This window comes from Chitinophaga sp. NPDC101104 (genome assembly GCF_050277495.1).
Classification (GTDB): domain Bacteria; phylum Bacteroidota; class Bacteroidia; order Chitinophagales; family Chitinophagaceae; genus Chitinophaga.
In genome coordinates this window covers 4,379,340-4,400,078 of the sequence record NZ_JBNNSF010000001.1, presented here as the reverse complement: position 1 = coordinate 4,400,078, position 20,739 = coordinate 4,379,340, and the positions used below count along the sequence as shown (strand labels likewise).

Genomic DNA, 20,739 nt, shown 5'->3' with positions numbered 1-20,739 from the left:
TCGACCCACTTCCGGCCTTTTTTATGGCCCTGGCTTTGCTTGCGGATGTCTAGTGTATGATGAGTTGTCTCTTTTGAATGTCCATGGTAAACCGCACGCCCGAACGCTCCAGCAGATGCAGCATCTGCGCCAGGCTTACGTTGCTTTCTATTTCCCCGAAGAACGTAATGTCGGGTACCCCTTTTTCATATACGATTTGAATGTCGTACCAGCGGGCCACCTGTTTCAGTACGGTGGGCAGCGGCTGGTCCTGGAAGTGGAAGATGCCGTTCTTCCATGCCACGGCGGCATCGGTGTCGGCTGCGCGCACATCGATCCTGGCCGTTACCTGCGCCTGCTGGCCGGGCTGGAGGACGGCGGAGGCCTGTCCCTGCTTCACCTTCACGGAGCCCTCCAGCAGCGTCACCCGCGCGGCGGGCTCGTCGTTGTAGCTATTAACATTGAAATGGGTGCCGAGCACTTCGGTGGTGGTGGTCCCCGAGTTAACAACGAACCTGTGCGCAGGGTCTTTGGCTACTTCGAAATAAGCCTCGCCGTTCAGCTCCACTTTCCGCTCGCCTTTCCCTACGCCACTGAAAAAGCGCAGGCTGGACGCGCTGTTGAGCCATACCCGTGTACCGTCTGCCAGCCTGATGATGGCCACTTTGCTGCCGCGGGGGTTGGAGAGCGTATTGTAAGTCACTTCATCCTCGGCGGGCCCGTTATCGGCAAACCGGATATCCCCGTTGTCGTCGCGCAGCACATCCACATCGCCCTGTTTGGCCAACAGGCCGTTGGCGGCACTGTCCAGCGCGATGCGTTGCCCGTTTGCCAGGGTGATCATCGCTTTCACCGCGCCGGGAGCCTGCACGTCGCGCAGGCCGGCCATCTCGTCGCTTTGCGGGCCAGCCGGCCGCAGCATCCATATCCAAAGGGCTACACCTGTGATAACGAGCACGCTGGCGGCGATCGCGATCCGGCGCAGTATGCGGAACCTGGCGATTTTGGCGGTTTGCGTGATGACCTGGCTGCCTTCATGCCGCAGGATGCCCGACAACATTGCGGCTGCGGCCGCTTCGGACATATCTTCGGCATCGCCCGTCTTTTCCCACGACTGTTGAATAAGTTCCTTCACCTTCTCCTCGTTCTCCGCCGCCAATGCCAGGGCGGCCAGGGCTTCCCTGTCTTCCGGGCCGGCGGTTTTATCCAGGTACCGTTCAAATAGTTCGATGAGTCGATCTGCATCCATATTCACGGTTTAATATTGACAGGCACTTTATGTGCCGTACTGCCATATATGACGCACGGCAATCCAAACAGGAGTAGATGCGCTTCATATTTTTTTATTCATCATGTTTCTTGCGCCAGTTTCCGTAAAAATCGTAGTGGTGTAGCGAAGGTTTTCAGGGGTGGCAAATATCGAACAGTACGTACAGTGCCACTGCGTAAGGGCCGTACGTATCGCTGATGGCGCGGCGGAGGTGGTGGAGCGCGGCTGACAGGTGCTTTTTGGCGGTGTTCTGCGAAATCCCCAGCTGCCGGGCGATCTCGTCGGTTTTCAACCCGCCGTCGCGGCTGAGCAGGTATACCGATTTCTGCTGGGGCGTCAGCTTGTCGACCGCCTGACGGATGAAGGCCTTCACCTCTTTGGTCATCAGCTGGTGCTCGGGTTGCGGGGGCTGGGTGGTCAAGGCCTGTCCGGCTTCTTCTTTTTTCAGTTCACTGATTATTAACGTTTCCTTCGCCATCCGCCTGAAGCCGCTAATGGCCTGGTTGCGGGCCATGCGCTGGAGATATGCACCGAAGTTATCGACGTTGGTGAGGGACGCCCGGTTGAGCCATACTTTCAGAAAAACTTCATGAACGGTGTCTTCCGCCGTCTGGCGGGATTCGGTGAGACGGTAAATATTGGTGTAGAGTTTCTTCCGGTAGGCATTGAACAGTGCTGCAAATGCCCGCTCGCTCCCGGCCGCTACCTCATGCAGTAGTTCCTTTTCGGTATCAGGTGTAAGTTCCAACAATACGGTAAGACAATTTTTCCCCGCAATAAATATACAAAAAAAGGGGATTTCGTTTTTTTGAGTTTCTCACGCAGGAGTAACGCCAGGAACGATGGCGTCCGGTCATGAGGTTGTGCAACCATCGCCGTCGGTAGCTCCTTCGCGCAAGATCGTAACACCGAATGGTTGATGGCGTTGCCGGCACCGTGTGCAACGCGCCGTATGCGGAAGGTCCGCATCCGAACCGGTAAATATTGTCAGGGTATTTTCGACTGCCTGGCCGGATTGCAGGAAATTTCCGGCGCTTTCGAATGGAAAACCGCCCTGCCCCGGAAGCTCCGGGGCAGGGCGGCGATATTATATGAGACGAGGTAAAGGGATCTGGATTAGTTCAGGAATGCAAACCTGGTATATATGTCCACATCCTCGATTTTCCGTAATGCGGGCCCTTTGCCAGTAAGTATTTGTTTGGTTGTTATGATCAGATCTTCTAAATCAAAACCTTGTATCGTTCTGCCCAATAAAAATGAGACGGTGTAATCCGACCAGTTTTTTCCTTTGGTGGCTGCGATTTCAGACGCAGCTTTCATCACTCCCCAGGTTTCGTTTTCCGTTAAATAGCCAGCCCAATAGCACCATTTTGCCAAAGATACCGCCCGGCAGATATCCCAGGCATAGGCGGATTTTACCTGTGCAACACTGGCCAAATCGAGCCCCAGGCCTTTGGCGATATCTTTCTGAATGCCGCTTAACTCCTTCGACGGCTGAAGGAAAATAGGCTCGAATTCCGTGCTCCGCTGCAATGCGAGCAAGCCATTCAGGGTGTCTTTCGCCTCGGCGCTGTTGGTGATTTCCCATTGCTGCTGCAACCCTCCGATATATTCATTGATGTTACTTTCGGGTTTGATGCCGAGGATTTTTTCTCCCCGGTAGTAAAACAGGATCCCTCCGAATGCGAGCAGTCTTTTTTGTTCTTCGGTTAATGGTTGGCCGGAATGATTGGCGTTAAATGCCGCTAATTGTTTGTCATTTCTTTTCTTCATGATCGTTTTCAGGAAAATCAGGTATGCCATGAATACGAGGGCGATCCCGCCGATGATTAAGTAGGTGTTCGTTGTCATAGTGTTTGTAATGCTGATGGTTTTGTTGCTAAAATCGGAATTACAATCGCCGCGGGCGGGAGTAGTTTAAAAGCGTCCGGTGTACATTTTAAATGTTTAAAAAGTATAATACATAAAGTATTTATTTAATAGATTTTGGCATCTTTTGCAAAAACAGGGTGGCTTCCGGCATTTATTATTTGTAAAACGGAGATGTTATTCGCGGTGGGTCACAAACAGCTTGACAAGCCTTCCGGTCCATTGGAAAGGTGAATGAATGACCCTTTCATAATTTCCCTTCCTCATCCGGAAATCATCTTTTTTAATGATTGCCCCCATCTGTAAGCTCATTTATTTTTATGCGGTAATAAAAAATCCATAACGATGAGAAAATCAACCACTCAATTGCTGCTGTCACTATTTTTTATAGCATGTATAGCGGGCTGTTCAAAATCCGATATAAAAGATGAGGGCGACAGCAACAATCAGCCGGGTGCTGTTTGGGTAGTGGGGTATGAAGCTAAGAATAGTAGTGGTGTGGCCACGATATGGAAAGACGGCAAAGCCCAACGTCTTACCGATGGTGCGACCGATGCCAGCGCCGCTTCCGTTTTTGTGTCGGGAAACGATGTGTATGTTGCAGGAGATGGATCTGATGGCACGATCGGCGTAGCCAGGTTATGGAAAAACGGCGTGGCCCAGAAGCTTGAAACAGGGGCCAATACGACTTTCGCAAATAGTGTATTTGTTGCTGGTACCGATGTATATGTGACCGGCCAGGAAATCACCGGAATGGCGGCGTGGCAAAACTATGGAAAAATGGCGTGGCGCAAAATCTTACCAATGGCACAAGCGACGCCATCGCAAAAGAGGTATTTGTTGCAGGAACTGACGTGTATGTAGCAGGATTTGAGCTTGTTAATTTTATACATGTCGCTAAAATCTGGAAGAACGGGGTGGCACAAAACCTTTCCGATGGAACGTTGAATGAGTATGCGAACAGCGTTTACGTTTCGAAAGGCGATGTATATGCAGCGGGCTATACATACAACGGGAACAAATTTGTGGCCAGGAGCTGGAAAAATGGCGTGGCGCAAAATCTGGGGAATGGCGCGAATAATGGTTTTGCCAATAAAATAGTTGTTTCCGCCGGTGATGTGTATGTTGCCGGATCGGAGTACAATGGTACCGTGTATGTCGCCAAATTATGGAAGAACGGCGTGGCGCAGCATCTTAGTAGTGGTACCGTAGATGGGTATGGAAATAGTGTGTATGTATCAGGTGGTGATGTATACGTAGCAGGAATGGAGCGCATCGGGACCGGCTATAAAGCTGTAGCCCGGTTATGGAAAAACGGTGTGGTACAAAGCCTTACCGATGGTAATAATGGTGCGGAAGCATTTTCTGTATTCGTACAATAATTCAAATCTGCTATTATGAATCTGAATAAACATATCGCCACTTTATTCATGGCACTCGTTTCTGTCATGACGGTGCTGGCGCAATCCAGGAACCCGGCCAGCCAAAAGGAAATACAGGATAAGATTAATCAGGCGCAGCAGCAACTGGACAAACTTTCCCCCGAACAAAAAAGGATGATGGAGCAGTTGGGCATGTCTGCCAAAGTTCCCGCTCTGCCTGCTGGTGTTTCCGATGCTGATGTGAAAGCAGCTGTAAGTAGTGGAGAGGGATTTGGCGTGCCGTCAAAAAATATGGCACTTATTGGCGCCATCCCGCAAATAACATTGGTTGCTGCTACGGTGCCGTCTTATGTTAAAACGCTTAACGGGTATGTGGAAAAGAGTATTGCAAACGATGCGAAATTATTCGGGCAGCAGGTTTATAAGGATTTTAAAGTTAACAATTTTGATGCCCTTGCCATTGGTAATGCGGCCGTAGGGCATTGGACAACAGGTAACCCCGAAGTCGCTGTTTATTTGATGGGCCGGGCCTGTGCCGATAATGCCGCCGATGATGACTTGCTCTGCAACTTTGCCGCCATGTTAAGTATGGGCGGTGCACCGCACCGGGCTATTCCATTGCTTGAATACCTCGGCAAAAAATATCCCGACAATACCACCATCCTCAATAACCTGGGACAAGCATGGTTTTACCTGGGAGAAATGGATAAGGCGAATGAAAAATTGGATAAAGCAGTAAAGGCTTTCGCCTATCATCCACAGGCAAACTATACCCAATGCCTTATCGAACAAAGCAAGGGAAACACAACAAAGGCGGTTGACAAAATGAAAAATTCATTGTCATACAGCGCTTCGTTGAGTAAAATTAATATGTTGCGTAAACTGGGCTACAAAATAAAGGGCAGTGATATGCGGAAACCATTTAAGCCCGACCCCAACCCGTTGGGGCTAAAAAATATTATTCGCCCTGCAGCGCCCACTAATTATGCGTCTGAACTGAAGTTGAAAGCTGAATGGGATGCCTTTGAAAAGCAGGTAAACGAGAAAAATAGCGAATTGACGAAAAAACTGCAGCCATATCTTACCGCCAACAATAAGAAAGCACTGGAAACCTACAACAAGATACAAGGGAAAACAGCCAATGAAATACTTGCAGCAGGTCCTACACTTTCAAAAAACAGCGACGGGCGTAGCGTGTATGCCGTAATGGCCGACATCAACCTCAATGAAATGGGTAAAGATGGCGGAATGAACTACCGGATCAAAACTGCAAAAGCCGCTATTAACGCTTTGCTGAAAGATTATAATGCAAAAAAAGACGCGAAGATTAAAGAACTGGAAAAAGCATATAGGGAACGTGCCGGGGAAACATCTGAATATGCAAAAAAAGGAGAGGATTTGGGAACAGACGAGTGCAAGGTAAAGCAGCTATTCAGTCAATGGGTGTACGACAATTATAACAAGCCGCTGGAAGAAGCATATCAAAATTACCTGCACCAGCTATACATTAAAATTACCGAAGAACTATATTGGAAGCAATTCAAATATACCGATGCTGAATTTGAGCAGGTAAAAATAGGGGCGAAGCAGGAATGGCTGGTTGCGGTGAGTGCAAGGTATATTGAAACCTATCATGGCGAAACACATTGCAATGCGCAGCAGGTTGAAGGATCTGGATATAAGCTGGCAGATTTTGATGACATGCATTGCAAGTACCATACCTCATTGAACTTTGGCGGTGGCAATAGTATAGAAACGCATTGCAATAAAATGACGGTTAAATTTAACGGCGGGCCTTTAAGCGGAAATCTCAACTACAAATCTGACAGCAAAGGCATTGACCGCTTGGTGAATGGGACCGTGGAAGCAACGGTTTTTGAAAAAAGTATAGGCAAAGGCCCGCTGGAAGCCTCGGTAAAAGCCGGTATGGGCGTGGAGTTTACAAGTAAAGGTGTGGAAGACGTATATGTAAATGGCGAGGCTTCGGCAGGAACTGTATCGGCAACCGGAAAAATGAGTTTGATTTCCGGAAGTATGACAGGTGCAATCAGCGGATTCGGAAAATAATTGTTAAAATCATTGAGTATGAAATGCTTCATCGAAAGGATATCTCCCATCAAAGGTTTCTCATTACTGATTTTGCTGGCTGCAAACCCGGTTCAGGCACAGGTACCCGACGACTCGCCCAGGGCAAGGGAGGCGGCCATGGCCAGGTTAAGGAAAGTTACAACTTATACGCCATGCAACGATGCCTCCAATATGACCAGGGCGTTTGGAACAACCTGTAACAGCCGCGAGTTCGCGGCACCGCCAATTTTAGATGCTCCCAAGGTTCAATGGGAAATAAACCCCGGATGGTGGAGCGTATGGGCGCCGTTCCTTGCCGGGAATTACATGCTCACCGGCAGTTGCAATAATGAAACCAATGCCGGGCTCTCCATTATCGATAAATCATCCGGGAAAATCGTCTGGCGGATCAGCGATATTTGTGCAACTGGGAACAGGCGAGGCTCAATGGGCTCCATCCAGTTTTTTGAATTGCCTTCCAATGAAGTGTTGATGTGGTATGCCCGTGAAGATGGAGGCCCCGCAGACTACTATGTGATCAGTTTAAAGACCGGTAAGATCGTGCGCTCATTAAAATTGATAAAGTCCGGTGCGCCCATCAGGAATTATGGCAATGTATTTACTGCAGTAACACAATCTACCAGAAACGGGTATAGCATATTAAGCGGCTTGAATACAAGTCTCGATCAGGTACTTTGGGAAAATACCGGTTTTATGCTGGCAATGCCGGATAAACTGGACCCGCATTATCAACCCACTTTCAGCGCCGGCGCGGCCGAGGGCGGGGTGTTATTTTTATCTGCAAGAAGCAAAGACCAATCCGATCCGCCGACCCGCCAGCTGCATGCCATTGATTTGAAAGACGGCAAAACGCTTTGGCGGCACACGGATCAGCCGATTACCGAAAAAAGCGGCAATAATGCGTACCGGTCGGATGATGGGTTGCCGATTATCGTAAACCACAAAGTGATCATTAAAGTAAAAGGCCTCGACGGGGCAACCGTTCCCAATAGTGAGCCATATGGCCAGGCATTAAGGGCCTTTGATGAGAAAACGGGCAAAATCCTTTGGACCACGAAGCCTCAACCCATGCAACAAATCATCAACCGCATAGGAGCAGGAACCATCGTAGTAGCAGAAGTAGTAACAGGTAAGGAAAAGGAAATCTGGGGTTACAACACAACCGATGGAAAGCTGGTATGGAAAAGGCGAATTTCCGCAAATGCTGGTTTGCTTTGCGGTTCAGGCGGTGCATTTTATGTAGGGGAAAGAATTGTCGATGAAAGCAATAAATGGAAAGACACACGGCTGCAAGGTTTTGACGGAGAAACAGGAACATTGCTATGGACAGGCAGCCTGCCCGAACGTTTTTTCCAATATGATGTAAATAGTCCCTGGAATATTGAATCGAAAACCGGTGGACTTCCCGTTTGGACAATTGACAAGGACGGCGCCATCTATGGTGTTACGTTGAAAGGGGCTTACAAATTAAAATAAGTCCGTGGCAGCGATAGTGGTTTATCCTGAAGCGGATATCGCCGTGGTCCTGCTGACCAATCTTGGCGGCTGCGCTCCCGATCAAATGGCTGTTGTGATCGCAGGCTATTATTTTGACCGCAGACCCCGGGGCGCCGGGCGTGCCTGGCTCGTTTGTCAATGACTAACTTCCCTGCCAGGATACAGGAATCCGGGAAATCATAAATATCCCTTGAAAATCGATGGGAAAGTCGGAAATTGTCAGGTACCAACATGGCAAAAAATGGCAAGAAAAATTACCAGCGGCCCTATCAGAGATAAAGAAAGAACCAAGAGCAAGCTTTTAAAGGCGGTCGGTGCTATTTTGAAAAAGGAGGGTTTTCCCGGATTGAATATCAGCCGGGTAGCCGCAAAGGCAGATGTGGACAGAAAACTGATTTACGAGTACTTTGGAAGTTTGGAAAACCTGGTAAAGGCGTATCTGAATAACAAGGATTACTGGAAAGTGAACCTGGTGAACATCGATGAAATCATAGAAGAAAGCAAGGCGGATTTCGGCAAGCAGATCGCCTATTCCACGCTGGAAGGGCAGTTTGATGCTTTGATGGCCGATAAGGAAATGCGGAAGATAATTACCTGGAGCCTGTGTGAAAATTTCAAACCCCTGACAGACCTGAATAAGGAACGCGAACGCCTGGGCGAAGCGCTTTTCAGCAGTATCAGCGATAATTTTTTCAAGGATAAGGAAGTCGATATCAGGGCTGTGCAAGGACTGCTGATCGGCGGCGTTTACTATTTAACCCTGCAAGCCAAGATGAGCGGCCAGACCATGTGCGGGATCGATATCAATACAGAAGAAGGGCAGGAGAAAATAAAGAAAACCCTGAAGCAGATAATTGAATGGGCTTTTTCTTAGTAGCCCCATTAAGCATACCGCGGATACGGCAAATTGTAAAATACCCCAGGCCCGCCTGGGGTATTTTTAAAGAGGGGAGCCGTCTGCTACACGCTTTCAAGACTGATTTTTAAACTTTGTTCTGGATATGTAAAAGATTACAGGCCATGAAAGCACCCGTTGCTGTCTGCACCGGCTACAAAGTCATGCTGGGCTACGCCATACATCTGGGAGTAGGTTGCGGTGCTGGGTCCTGAAACGTAAATAATCCACATATTGCCGCACGCATCTTCAAAAAGGAATTTTCGCTGGATACGGAAATTTCCTTCCTTCATTTCACTTTTGGTGGTTGAAACGGTGAATTCGTTTCTGTTTTCTTTCGAATTTGTTTTTAATGCTACCTTCTTCGTTACAACGGGGGCAGTCGATTTGGGAGTTGCATGGTTGGCTGAACCGGTGAGCCAGATGGTCGTGCAAATTAATGCACCAAGTAGATGTTTCATGTTTCGTTTTTTAAGAGATGATTGACAAACAAAATCTTTCAAGTGGCAGCAAATGGCGTTGCATCGCCCTCTTCTCCATGCGAAGGTAGAAATTAAATATTAAATCACACCAATGTGAATTAAAATTCGAAAAATTGATTTATGCTATATAAAGATAACATGTGTTGTGTGTTCAGATACAATATGTAGTCGAACAATAAGCCGATTATTTATTTTCTTCCCCGCTACCACGGAATTTCCCCTGTGTCCGGATTATTCTCCTCGCTGAAGAACTTCCCGGTAGGGCCATCGTCGCCGATCAGTGCATATTTCACTACCCGCTTCCCGGCATCTTCGACAGTTCCCGGGCCACGGTGCCCGTTGAAATCCGTTTTCGTATACCCGGGGCAAACGGCGTTTATTTTGAATTGGGTGTCTTTCAGTTCGTACGCCAACACAACGGTGTACATATTCAAGGCGGATTTGGACGAAAGGTACACCGCGGCCTTGTAGTCATAGTATTTATATGCAGGATCGCTGTGGAGGGTAATAGAGCCCTGGCTCGAGCTGACGTTGACGATGCGCGGCGCCGGCGATTGTCGCAATAAATCGATAAACGCCTGCGTCACCCTTACGGCGCCATACACATTGGCGTCATAGGTGGCCCTGAATTGGTCGATCGTGGCGTTGAGCGCGGTTTGCGGATGGCCGCCGAACATACCCGCATTGTTGACGAGGATGTCCAGCACTTTTGTTTTCTTGCCGATTGCTGTACGGGCCTTACTGACGGAGGCATCGCTGGTAATATCGAGCGCAATGGCTTCTACATGTTCGAATCCCATCGCTTTTAATTTATCAACGGCTGCAGCGCCGTTTGCTTTATTGCGGCTGCCGAGGAACACATGGACCCCTTCCCGGGCAAGCTGGCATGCCACTTCGAAGCCAATGCTTTTGTTGGCCCCTGTTACTAATGCAAATTTCATGAGGATGAATTTTATACGGCAAAAGTAGCGGGCCGTACAATGGCGGAAATGGACAAATCCGCCTATTTCCCCGACAAATCCTGCCTGGGCAGAAATTCGGTGATGCTCTTGCCGGTACTTTTCTTGAAGAGCCTGGAGAAATAATCCGGGTCGTTAAAGCCCAATTCATACGCCAGCTCCTTGACGGAAGTATTGGAATAGCGTAACCTGCGCTGGGCTTCGGTTATCAGGCGGTTGATGAAGTAATCTTTGGGCGAGGTGCCGGCGTATTCCTTCACGATCCGGTATAGGCTGTTCGTAGACAGGGCCAGCTTCTCCGCGATTTCATGGATGGAAGGTTGCTCCGTGAGCGACGATTCCACGACCAGTTTGAACTCCACGAACTTGGAAAGGTTCGCGTTCACGATGTTGACGGGCCCGTTGCCCCTGAAATAGGCGCTATTGAATTCAGACAACAAAGTATTCAGATAGGCCAGGATAATTTCAGTGTCCTGGTTTGCAGCAGTCATCAATTGATCTAAAATCCCGAAAACCACCGTGGCCCTTTCTTTCGCAGGGCTTTCCAAAGCGATGGTTTGACTGTTGGAAGGGTTGAGTAAAAAGGCGAATGGCTGCGGCAACAGCGCCAGGGTATTTTTATCGAACAGCAGCTTGAAGTACCTGAGATCGGCTGTTTTGGCCGGCGGTACCAGCGTTTGATTGGGCATGGCAAAAAGCAGCTGGCCGCCGGTAAGGGGAAAGTCCTGCCCGTCAATATTGTAAGTAATGGCGCCGCTTTCGATGAAAACGATAAAATACGAAGTCAGCTTGCGGGGCTGCAGGAGCTTGTTTTGCAGGTCCGGCGAAACATAGGGATTGTCGTTCGAGCGGATCTTTACACCCAGCTCATCGTTCGGAAGGTCTTTATGTTTCCCTTTTGGGTCCTGCATAAATTGAAAATAATGATGCGGTCGGAAGTTTTCCAACAATTGTAAATCTACTAAAAAAATAGGCGCGGGGCTTATTCCTCAAAAGCCATGGGTTGATGCCGGCGTTCACAGGCAAAAAAGAGGATGACTGCAAATCAACCTCTTCCTGCGCATCCGTCCGCTTCGCTCGCCGTTTCGGCCGTTCCCCGCTGCGGCGGACGTGAATTTCAATTTTATGCTGGATCAGCCCTCCGGTTAGTACGTCCACGCATTTTCATATGCCGCAATGATCACATCTTTTACCACGCCGATATCGTTCGAGATGGAGTTCGTGTTCCACGCCAGCTGCACATTGTTGGGGAAATGCGCGATCATGGTGTTGACGCCGCGGAACTTGCTGTCGTAGGCCATTCCGGATTTAAAGTAGTAGGTGCCATGCCGCCCCCTGTATTGGCTGTCGAAGCCCATGAGCTTGCTTTTCATGCGCTGTAACATCGCGTCTGACACGAATTTTCGCGATTCCGCCGCTGCATGGACGAGCGCCAGTTCCTTTGCGCTCAGGTACCAGTTGCCCGCGCCGCCCGATTTGTAGTCCGTATAAATCGAAATGCCGTGGTAAACCGGCTCCGAATAATTGTAGTACAGTGTTTGGGAGCTCCCGGGAGAATTGGGGTTCCAGACAGGGCCCAGGTTGTTCCAGGGGCCGAGGTCGGCCAGGTAGTGGTTCGATATGCCAGCAGGACCGAGAATGACCTGGCGCACGTAGCTCCGGTGGAATTGCGATACTGCTTCATCCGCATTGTTGTCGGACATGGGCGCATACCAGCCCGCGCCGTTGACGATGCAGGCCAGCAATACCCGGCAAAGATGGTAGTTTACCACGGTGTTTTTATGGTAAGCGTCGCCGTAACCCGTGGTGGGTGTTTGCATGGTGGTGCGCAGCGAAGTATAGTCGTAACCGATGTACTTCAGTCCCGATGTGTGCGTCAGCAGGTGCGCGACGGTGATTTTCCTGTTCGCTGCCGGAATGTTCCAGTTGAGCGGGAGCAGCTGCCAGACAAAGGCGTTTTCGTCCATGCCTTTGGCTTCCAGCGCTTTCAGGATGGCGAGCGCGGTGATGGTTTGCGTGGCCTCCGCCGTTCCCTGGTGCGTAGTCGGCAAATAGGGATGGTGCCCGTCCATCAGCCGGCGGGAGTCGCCCGCCGTAATCGTTGTTACCACTTCTCCGTTTTGTGCGATCGAGAAGCCGTAACCAATTGTTTTGCCCGTGAAACTTTTCATCAGGGCCTGGGTGAAAAGCGACCGGTTGAATTTGAGGGAAGTACCGGGTGCCTGGGCCAGCGTACCTTCCGGTTTTTCTTTGGGGATGATTACCTCTGGCTTTTCGCAGCCAGCCAGCAGGGCGCCGGCGAACAGCAGTGTCCCGGCGGATCTTTTCAGTAAAGTTTTCATTTGTGTGGTTTGAGGTTCTTGCGGCAAAGATGCAGTGGGCGGGAAAGAAGGAGGGAGCTGTTTTAATGAATGCGGGGATTGGATTAACGAAAGCAGGGGAATGGCACGAAGACAGGAGTTTTCGTTCGGGCGGGTTTTTATTCCTGGTTCGTGCCTGTATACATTAACGTCGGTGAGTTGATGTAAATCGCAGCATCACATGCTGTTCTGCAGCATTACCCAGCTTGCCCGTTCGGATCGCTCGTCAGCACTTCGCTCATGTAATCGAAAAACGGGCGCATGGCCTGGAACGTCTGGTCGGCTACGGCAGCGAACCCGGGCGACAGCACCTCCGCGTCCGTGAACCGCCGGATGAGCAGGAACTGTTTGTACCGGAGCAGGTCTACCGCTTCATGGGCCGTATCGAACCCCTTGGGCGCGGTTTTCAGCTGTTCGCCCTCCAGCTTCCCGAAAGTGGAAATGAACGTGTCGGCCTGGAGTATCTTCCGCAACGGCGCGGGATCGAAGGCGATATCTTCCCGCACCTTTTTCAGGTCTTCCGGCACCGGCCCCCAGAACCCGCCGGCGATCATGCTGTTACCGGGCTCGATGTGGAAGTAATACCCGCCGCGGCGGAACTTCGTCGCCCGTTTGAACCCGCCGCTCCAATTGCTTTTGTACGGCCGCTTATCGCCCGAAAACCGCACGTCGCGGTATATGCGGTGAAGGCTTTTCTTTCCCGAAGGCGTTTCGATAAGGTCGTGCCGCGATAACTGTTCCAGCAGCACGTCCGCGAACGCCTCGATATGCTGTAATTCTTCCTGGTACACCGGTTTGTGGGCGTTGAACCAGTTGCGGTCGTTGTTGGCGGCGAGGTTGCCCAGGAATTCGAGGCTCGAGGGCCGGATCTGCGCCGGGGATGTATATTTACTGGCCATAATTGACGGAAACGGATTTGATGACCGCGAAGATAGGGGTACTCCCGTCACCCTTAAAATATTTTTACAGGCAATGAATTTACCGCTCCGATGGCGGCACGCACAGATAAAATTTGATACAGCAAAAGTACTTTGGTACCTTTCTATACGGGAATCGGATGGTGATCCATCCTGTACCCTTCAAAAACCGGAAATCGTATGTCCCATCACGCAAATCCCGGCTCCCGGAAGCCCAGGTACCTGGTTGGCTGGATCATCCTCCCGATCATCGCCATCATCGGCATCGCCTTCAGTTTGACGGGCCAGGACGGCCTCGAGATCGCCAGGAGAGAAGTGCTGCTGCGCAGGATCGGGGATGAAATACTCGCGCAGTCGGGCGACCGCACCTCAAGGGTACTCCCGGTAACAAAGGTCGCGGCGAATGAATACAAGATAAGTTTTGAAAAAGGGCTTGCTTTCCGGCCGGATTCCCTGGTGAATACCACCCGGCGTTTGCTGGCCAAAGACCCCCTCGCCACAGACTACGTGGTGAACGTCCTGAACCCCAACGCCAGTGTAGCCTACGGCTTCGCGGTTGCAGCGGATAAAAAGGATGATATCATCGCCTGCATCGGAAGGGTCCAGCCGAAAGCCCCATATGTCATCGATGTAAAATTCAAACCCACAGGAATGAACCTGGCGAAGCATGGCTACCTTTTGGGGAGCCTGCCATTGCTGGCATTTGCCGGATTTGTGTTTTTCAGGTCGGTTTCACGGCGAAGGGAAGCCCCCCGCCAGCAGGATACCGAAATAATTGCGTTAGGCCCGGTGTTGTTCGATGCAAAAAGCCGGCAATTGACGGTACAGGGAAATACCATCGACCTCACCGCCACCGAAACGCGCATCATGGGGATCTTTGCCCAGGCCCCCAACGAAACCATCGCGCGAAGCCGGCTGCAAAAGGAGATTTGGGAAGATGAAGGGGTGATCGTAGGGCGCAGCCTCGACATGTTCATCTCAAAACTGCGGAAAAAACTGGAAGCGGAACCGGATATCAATATTGTGGTGGTCCGCAGTAAAGGTTATAAGCTGGAAGTGAGCGCGTAAGTATCCTTTATTTGCCGACTTCCGGGAGCTGTGCTACGATGTCCACTTCCAGCCAGGCGCCCGGTTCATACAGCCTGCTGATCTGCACCCAGGTGGCAGCGGGGAAGTCACCCTTGTAGAAGGATTTCCTGGCCTCGTTGTGCTTTTTCATCGTTTCTATATCCGTAGTGTACAGCGTTTCTTTCACGATGTTTTGCGGCGTTGCGCCAAAGGTTTTCAAACATTGGCCCAGGGCTTTGTATACGTTGGCGATACCTTTGGGGCTCACATCGTCTGTCGCAACGCCGGAAACATAAATCATATTGCCCGCCTTCACCACCTGCGCATATCCTGCACTGTCGTTCTGCTTTTGCGGATGGTTCCAGTGCCATTTCTCCTTTTTGAGGATATTGGATGTTAATCCGGACGTAGCCGGTTGTCGGGTGGCCACTTTGCTGTTGGAACAGCCGGTTATGGCGAATACCGAAACCAAGAAGCAGCGGAGAATTGTTGATGTAGTCATGGGCGACCGGTTGAAATAGTTATTGTATCGCTAAATATAGTCGATTGACGGTGATAATCCGGTTCCCGCAATACCTATGAAAACCAGGTATTACTGCCTATGCCGTGATGCCCGGATGCCCATTTGACGCATTTCCCCCGAAGGAATGACGTATTCGCCACCCTTTGGTCTTGTTTGCGGCAGGTAACTTAGCGGAAACAGTTTGCAATGGACATTATCACCATGGAGAGGGACGTTGTTGCCGTATATATGACCGCCACTTCTTTCCCCGACGGCATCCTGGATGCCCACCAGCGCCTGCACAAGATCGTCCCGTTTTCTACGGAACGCCGCTACTACGGCATTTCGCGGCCCGAAAAAGAAGGGGACATCGTATACCGTTCCGCCGCGGAAATCCTTTCCCCGAACGAGCCCGAACAGTTCAATCTGCCCACCATCGTACTGAAAAAAGGCAGGTACCGCCGCATCATCATCGAAAATTACATCCAGGACCTGCCAGCCATCGGCAAAGCGTTCGACGCGCTGCTGGCGCATCCGGACATCGATCCAAAAGGCTACTGCGTGGAATGGTACATTACCGGGAAAGACGTGCATTGCATGGTCCGGTTGCAGGACGAAGCCGCCTGACCTGCGCACGGCATTTCGATCGGAGCAGATACATACCCCGCGGTATCAGCGCAACACGTTAACTTTGTTATAGAACGTGGCGCATGCTTACACGGAAGAAGCAATACAATTACCTCATCAAAAGATGGCTCCTCATCCGGCGCCATCTGATGGCTTATTCGGCATCCGGCGACCAGGACGCGTTGCACAGGATACGGGTGGAGATAAAAAAGGTAAGGGCGTTCCTGCAATTTGCCGGTTCGCCCGGTGGCGGAAAGAAAGGCCCGTCCCAACCCCGGGCTTTGAAGAAGATGTTCCGCCGGGCCGGAAAGATCCGGGACGCCGGGATCCATCTCCAACTGATGCAGCAGTACCACATTACCGATGCAGCATTCTGCGTCGGGGAAACGCAGGAGATCGAACAGCGCTCGGTGGCGTTCCGGGAGGATGTCACGTATTTCGATAAAAGTCTCAGGCACACTTTCAGGAAGCTCCTCGGTACATTGCGCCCTGTCAGGAAGCGGGATGTCAGGCGTTGGCTGTCCCGCAAGGTGGGTGCCATTGCCGGAATGGTGGCATCGCCGGGCACAGATCAGTTGCACCCCGCCCGGAAGGAAGTAAAATCCCTCGTTTATTTTCTCGGTATGCTTCCGGGGCAGTTATCGCGCCGGTCAAAGATAAACGTCCCCTACCTCGATCAATTGCAGGATGCTATCGGCAAATGGCATGATCTGGATATTACCGTTTCCCTGGTCACTTCACGGAAGCCCGGAGGCAGTAAGGTCGTTAGCAGGCTGGAAAAAGCGCGGGACAGGGCAGGTGCAGCCGTTATCGCTATGGGCGCCGGTTTTGAGAAGCGCGTTTTTGCTAACGCGCATTCGTGAAGTTGACACCGTCTTTTATCGCTGCCGCGAGTATATCGATGTTAATATCCTTCAGGGTTTTGAATTTGATGCAATACCCGCTCACGCTGGCCTTGCCCAGTGTTTTCCCGTACGTTTGTGCCAGGTACGTCTTATCCTCAATACCGAGGATGTAGACGGAAATACCGGTTGTATTGGCGCTGAGGCCGATTTGATAAAACGCCCGGGATTTGCCATCTGCATATTTGATGGTGTACATTCCGTATCCGATATTGGGGTTGGACACGGTTTTGTTTTCGCTGTTCTTGCCATCGAGGAACCATAATCTGCATCCCGGCAACAGTTGCAATATGAACGCGTGCAAAGCGTGCATGTCGCTGCGCTTGGGCCCGGGTTGGCCGGCGATGTAATTGTCGATTTGATCCTCGATGTTCATGGGGGAAATATTATGATGATGCTGGATTTCCTTTGAACGATGAAGATACAAAAGCCACGAAAATCTGTGATCTGCGCGGCTTTTGTATTTAGTAGATTGAGAAGTTATTTCAAATTCCGTTCCTTCAACAACTCCTCCACCTCTTTGCGATTATATTTCGAATTGTTGATCAATTTATACGCAAGGAAGAAAAGTATCAGCGACAGGAACCCGAATTTGTTTCTCATGAGGCTGTAGATAAGGACGCCTATTACAAATCCTATCAGTACGGCATTCATGATGGCGGTTGCTTTCAGTTTCCGGGCAACCTGTAAAAGTTCGGCGTCGGTTAAATCGTGTAATTTTTTTTCAGTCATTTGGCTTGTTTCGGACGTTAAACTAGCGTTTCGGCGGAACTTTTGCAAATCAATCCTGCCGTGCTTCAGCAATCCATCCGCATCTCCACCAACACCTTCCTAAGCCCCGCTTTTTCATACGCGCGTACGGCGCTGGCGTTTTCGTCGTACACGTCCAGCCGGATTTCCTTCAATCCTTTCTCCACCGCCCATCCGCGCAACCGTGCAATAATGGCTGTGGCGATACCTTTGCCGCGATGTTCCGGCGCCGTGTACATAAAACCGATATAACCATGATGGCTGTTGGTTTCATAAGGTTTGTTGGCCCGGCGCAGGATGTAGCCGGTACCTGCCAACCGACCGTCGATTTCCGCCATGATGAGCAGCACGTCGTCCCGGCCGATCATGGCGCCGAGGTCGTAATAGGAGATAGGGTCTTTGGCGAGACCGGGATCGAAAGGGCGCTCCCAGGCGATGATGGCCTGCTCAGCTGCGAGGAGCGCCGGGAGATCGGCTTTGGTGGCGGGCCTTATGATATAATCAGACATATAATCAGGTTTTAAAAGATAACGGGGAGGAGAAACAGGATGAACCCCAGGATGAAGATACCCGTCAGTATCCGGACCATCCGGCTGTTGTGCCGCAGGAAAATGAACTGCTCGATGGTGCGGCCCAGCCAGAAGACGGCGTTCCCGGCGAGGAATGTTTTGCCCAGCGCCGTGGTGGCCAATTCACGGGGAAAAATGAAGCACATGGCCGCCGTGAACGCGAAAACGTAGATCAGGCGGAGGTTCAGGATCTGCAGGATGGCTTTGTTGTAAAAGCGCAGGTTGCTTAGGTCTTTCTTCCATCCGAACAGTTTCCAGAAGGCAATGTGGAAACCGGCGAAGCCGAGGCTATAAACGCCGCAAATGATCACCAGGGTTTGCATGGGCACGGATTGGTTCAGGTGAGCAATTGTTCGTGGAAACCGCCGATCTGCAGTTCTCGGTCCACGAAATGGACCTCCAGGATCCACTCGCGGGGCTGGCCGTTGGCATCCGGGGCGAACATGTCGTTGTGGTTGGACGGGTGCACGTACAGCCCATAGTTCCCGGGCTCCAGCCGCTCGTGGGGGAACTCGCCGATGAGGTGGCCGGCTATTTCACCGCCGAAAGTCCATCCTTTTTGTTCCGCCAGCGAAGCCACATAATGAAAATAATCCGCGCCGCTCAGCGTGCTGTGCTGATGGAACCAGGTTTTGGCCGTTTGCCAGGCATCTTCGATATCCCGTTTGAGGCGGAGCTTGTGGGGATCGTTGCCGATGACGTAGGTGCGGCCCAGGTCGGCCTCCCAGTCTTCCACAATGGGCCCGAAGTCGAAAAAGAGGATGTCGTCGTTTTGCAGGAACAGGTCAGGCGGATTTTCTTTGTAAGGATGCAGGGTGTTGGGACCGCTGCGGATGATGCGCTTATGCCAGTATTTTTTGATGCCGAACAGCTCGTCGGCCAACTGGAAGATCTCCGTGTTGAGCTGGTTTTCCGTTTTACCGGCAACGATGAGCCCGCGGCTTTCGGCGGCGGCAAATAGTTGTTCAGCGATGTGTTCTGCCTCGCGCAGTTTTTGTTTGGTGGTCATGATGGGTGTAATTAAGAGGGCGAGGTGAGATTAGTATTATCAGGGAAAACGAAAATAGGGAATTTCGGGTTAACAACCGCACTTGCCGGTTTCCGGGACATAGCCGATGTGGCACAGGAACAAATTTTTCCCCCAACTGAATCTTTTATCCCGTATTGATGGAACATTTGGCCTGTCCTGGTTTTGCTCCTGTAAACAAAAAAGCAAATCAAATGAAAGGTTCGGTAACAGTGATAGGATGGGGTTCCATGGTATCGGCGCTCGCGCAGGCATTCATCGCCGACCCCCCCGCAGGACATGCAGGACAGAAATAAATTTATCCCTGTCCTGCTGCGGTTTTTACCGTTGACCGAAGCGCCGGACCAGATCATCCTTCAGGCCGGCCAGCCTGTCCTGGCCGCTGCTGTCGTTCACCAGCAAGATAATTGCCGTGCCGCTGTCCGGATAAAGGTAAAGCAGTGCGGAAAAGCCGCATCCATCTCTGCCGGTATGCATGATGTATGGCATCCCGTTTTCTTCCTCGCCCATCATCCAGCCCAGGCCCATGCGCATGCCGTCAGGTTTGGTAAAGGTAGTTTGATGGGATAGCCGGATGGCGGCATTCCTGCTTTCCAGGTTGGCTGCGGCGAACCTGAGCATATCGGCCGGCGTCGAAAACATGGAAGGCGCTGCCCTGAAACCCGCGTCCGGAATGAACGGCAAGGGTTTCCCATCCGCATCATGACCAGGCGGTAACCGCTTTTCTTCTTCCTCCGTAGGCAAGGGCGTGGTATGTGCCATTCCCAATTGGCGGCGGAGGAAAGAAGTCACCAGCTCCTTGTAGGAAGTGCCATACACCCGCTCGAGGATGGCGGTCAACACCATCATGGCGTTGCCGTTATACCGGTATCGGGTGCCGGGAATGGTATCCGGCCTGAAATGATGCATGTCCCGGAACAGGCTGTCTGCCGTATAAACACGGTAAAAATCCCGGAAGAGGCGGGGTGGCAATTTGACGATGTTGTCGAGATAACTTTCGTCATACTCCCTGGACATGGCGGGCAGCCCGGATGTGTGGTTCGCCAGATCTGCAATCCTTACAGGCTGGCCGTCGTATTGCAGATCGGGATATTGGCCGGGGAGATATTTGCGGATATCATCGTCCAGTTGCAGCTTCCTGTCTATTACGGCCTTTGCGAGCAGGATGCCGGTAAAAGTCTTGGCGATGGAGCCCAGGCCGAAAAGGGTGGCTTTGCTGCTGAGGGGGCCCGGCCCGCGGTGGTAGAAATATTGATGGGAGATGCCGTTTTTGATGATCCCGATGGATAGGTCAAATGTGACCGGCGACCGCATATATTGCTCCGCAGCCCGGTGGACAAGGCTGTCTAACCGGGTTTTGAGGGGATTATTGCTTTTTATGGCAGACGGGTCATGTGGTGTTTGCCCGTTACTGTACTGCGATAAGCAGGTAAAGGCGGCGATGAGCTGCAAGGCGATTTTCTTCATGGGTTTCCGGGATGAGGGCTTTTTTTAAAAAGCTACATAAAATACGCCTTTTTGAAAAGTTAATTTTACGGGCCGCCCGGCTCCCGGCGAAAAATTTCCGCATGCCGAGATTCAACGCATTCCATTATA

At 51.1% G+C, this 20,739-nt stretch carries 22 protein-coding genes; 8 read left to right on the top strand and 14 right to left on the bottom strand.

Annotation, left to right across the window (positions count from 1 at the left end; genetic code table 11):
* Positions 1 to 49: 49 nt before the first annotated feature.
* From ACQKLP_RS17630 to ACQKLP_RS17620, 3 genes are all read right to left on the bottom strand, one after another.
* Entirely contained in the window at positions 50 to 1,228 is a 1,179-nt protein-coding gene (locus ACQKLP_RS17630) for a FecR family protein (RefSeq protein ID WP_427324158.1), read from the bottom strand.
* 154 nt (positions 1,229 to 1,382) lie between these two features.
* A complete protein-coding gene (locus ACQKLP_RS17625; RefSeq protein ID WP_427324157.1) occupies positions 1,383 to 1,997 on the bottom strand; it encodes an RNA polymerase sigma factor in 615 nt (204 codons plus the stop codon).
* 368 nt (positions 1,998 to 2,365) lie between these two features.
* Positions 2,366 to 3,022, bottom strand: coding sequence for a DUF1266 domain-containing protein (locus ACQKLP_RS17620; protein ID WP_427324156.1), 657 nt, complete (start codon positions 3,020 to 3,022; stop codon positions 2,366 to 2,368).
* Between the two features lie 441 nt (positions 3,023 to 3,463).
* Between ACQKLP_RS17620 and ACQKLP_RS17615 the strand changes: the two genes are divergently transcribed.
* The 5 genes from ACQKLP_RS17615 to ACQKLP_RS17595 all read left to right on the top strand — a co-directional run bounded on the left by ACQKLP_RS17615 (position 3,464) and on the right by ACQKLP_RS17595 (position 8,959).
* Positions 3,464 to 3,982 carry a hypothetical protein gene (locus tag ACQKLP_RS17615; RefSeq protein WP_427324155.1) on the top strand — a complete coding sequence of 173 codons (519 nt, stop codon included), beginning with the start codon at positions 3,464 to 3,466 and terminating at the stop codon, positions 3,980 to 3,982.
* Positions 3,880 to 4,500: a hypothetical protein gene (locus ACQKLP_RS17610; RefSeq protein WP_427324154.1), complete on the top strand. Its 621-nt coding sequence runs from the start codon at positions 3,880 to 3,882 to the stop codon at positions 4,498 to 4,500. Before ACQKLP_RS17615 ends, ACQKLP_RS17610 begins: the two co-directional genes overlap by 103 nt.
* Positions 4,501 to 4,515: 15 nt before the next feature.
* Positions 4,516 to 6,567, top strand: a complete 2,052-nt coding sequence (locus ACQKLP_RS17605) for a tetratricopeptide repeat protein (protein WP_427324153.1) — start codon at positions 4,516 to 4,518, stop codon at positions 6,565 to 6,567.
* Between the two features lie 18 nt (positions 6,568 to 6,585).
* Complete coding sequence (locus ACQKLP_RS17600) at positions 6,586 to 8,064, top strand: PQQ-binding-like beta-propeller repeat protein (protein ID WP_427324152.1); 1,479 nt, start codon at positions 6,586 to 6,588, stop codon at positions 8,062 to 8,064.
* A gap of 211 nt (positions 8,065 to 8,275) precedes the next feature.
* Positions 8,276 to 8,959 (top strand): TetR/AcrR family transcriptional regulator, encoded by a 684-nt coding sequence (locus ACQKLP_RS17595; RefSeq protein WP_427324151.1) that lies wholly within the window; start codon positions 8,276 to 8,278, stop codon positions 8,957 to 8,959.
* Positions 8,960 to 9,096: 137 nt separating this feature from the next.
* Here the strand turns inward: ACQKLP_RS17595 and ACQKLP_RS17590 are convergent, their stop codons facing one another.
* The 5 genes from ACQKLP_RS17590 to ACQKLP_RS17570 form a co-directional block, all read right to left on the bottom strand.
* Positions 9,097 to 9,441: a hypothetical protein gene (locus tag ACQKLP_RS17590; protein WP_427324150.1), complete on the bottom strand. Its 345-nt coding sequence runs from the start codon at positions 9,439 to 9,441 to the stop codon at positions 9,097 to 9,099.
* 224 nt (positions 9,442 to 9,665) lie between these two features.
* On the bottom strand, positions 9,666 to 10,403 hold the full coding sequence (locus ACQKLP_RS17585; RefSeq protein ID WP_427324149.1) for an SDR family oxidoreductase: 738 nt from the start codon (positions 10,401 to 10,403) through the stop codon (positions 9,666 to 9,668).
* Positions 10,404 to 10,465: 62 nt separating this feature from the next.
* Positions 10,466 to 11,332 carry a helix-turn-helix domain-containing protein gene (locus ACQKLP_RS17580; protein ID WP_427324148.1) on the bottom strand — a complete coding sequence of 289 codons (867 nt, stop codon included), beginning with the start codon at positions 11,330 to 11,332 and terminating at the stop codon, positions 10,466 to 10,468.
* Between the two features lie 234 nt (positions 11,333 to 11,566).
* Positions 11,567 to 12,763, bottom strand: coding sequence for a serine hydrolase (locus ACQKLP_RS17575; RefSeq protein WP_427324147.1), 1,197 nt, complete (start codon positions 12,761 to 12,763; stop codon positions 11,567 to 11,569).
* Positions 12,764 to 12,978: 215 nt separating this feature from the next.
* Entirely contained in the window at positions 12,979 to 13,680 is a 702-nt protein-coding gene (locus ACQKLP_RS17570) for a DUF2461 domain-containing protein (protein WP_427324146.1), read from the bottom strand.
* A 198-nt stretch (positions 13,681 to 13,878) separates the two neighbouring features.
* Here ACQKLP_RS17570 and ACQKLP_RS17565 point away from each other — a divergent pair, with 198 nt between their 5' ends.
* Positions 13,879 to 14,766, top strand: a complete 888-nt coding sequence (locus ACQKLP_RS17565; protein ID WP_427324145.1) for a winged helix-turn-helix domain-containing protein — start codon at positions 13,879 to 13,881, stop codon at positions 14,764 to 14,766.
* 7 nt (positions 14,767 to 14,773) lie between these two features.
* On the opposite strand, the gene ACQKLP_RS17560 is transcribed toward ACQKLP_RS17565, so the two are convergent.
* Positions 14,774 to 15,268, bottom strand: coding sequence for a RidA family protein (locus ACQKLP_RS17560; protein ID WP_427324144.1), 495 nt, complete (start codon positions 15,266 to 15,268; stop codon positions 14,774 to 14,776).
* Positions 15,269 to 15,475: 207 nt separating this feature from the next.
* On the opposite strand from ACQKLP_RS17560, the gene ACQKLP_RS17555 reads away from it, so the two are divergent.
* Positions 15,476 to 15,895 carry a hypothetical protein gene (locus tag ACQKLP_RS17555; RefSeq protein WP_427324142.1) on the top strand — a complete coding sequence of 140 codons (420 nt, stop codon included), beginning with the start codon at positions 15,476 to 15,478 and terminating at the stop codon, positions 15,893 to 15,895.
* A gap of 83 nt (positions 15,896 to 15,978) precedes the next feature.
* Positions 15,979 to 16,758: a CHAD domain-containing protein gene (locus ACQKLP_RS17550; RefSeq protein ID WP_427324141.1), complete on the top strand. Its 780-nt coding sequence runs from the start codon at positions 15,979 to 15,981 to the stop codon at positions 16,756 to 16,758.
* Here the strand turns inward: ACQKLP_RS17550 and ACQKLP_RS17545 are convergent.
* From ACQKLP_RS17545 to ACQKLP_RS17525, 5 genes are all read right to left on the bottom strand, one after another.
* Positions 16,742 to 17,173, bottom strand: a complete 432-nt coding sequence (locus tag ACQKLP_RS17545; protein WP_427324140.1) for a DUF1801 domain-containing protein — start codon at positions 17,171 to 17,173, stop codon at positions 16,742 to 16,744. The genes ACQKLP_RS17550 and ACQKLP_RS17545 overlap by 17 nt on opposite strands.
* A 421-nt stretch (positions 17,174 to 17,594) precedes the next feature.
* On the bottom strand, positions 17,595 to 18,056 hold the full coding sequence (locus tag ACQKLP_RS17540) for a GNAT family N-acetyltransferase (RefSeq protein ID WP_427324139.1): 462 nt from the start codon (positions 18,054 to 18,056) through the stop codon (positions 17,595 to 17,597).
* Between the two features lie 11 nt (positions 18,057 to 18,067).
* Entirely contained in the window at positions 18,068 to 18,439 is a 372-nt protein-coding gene (locus ACQKLP_RS17535) for a hypothetical protein (protein WP_427324138.1), read from the bottom strand.
* Between the two features lie 14 nt (positions 18,440 to 18,453).
* Positions 18,454 to 19,125 (bottom strand): M24 family metallopeptidase, encoded by a 672-nt coding sequence (locus ACQKLP_RS17530; RefSeq protein WP_427324137.1) that lies wholly within the window; start codon positions 19,123 to 19,125, stop codon positions 18,454 to 18,456.
* A 339-nt stretch (positions 19,126 to 19,464) separates the two neighbouring features.
* Positions 19,465 to 20,610: a serine hydrolase domain-containing protein gene (locus tag ACQKLP_RS17525; protein ID WP_427324136.1), complete on the bottom strand. Its 1,146-nt coding sequence runs from the start codon at positions 20,608 to 20,610 to the stop codon at positions 19,465 to 19,467.
* Between the last annotated feature and the right edge of the window lie 129 nt (positions 20,611 to 20,739).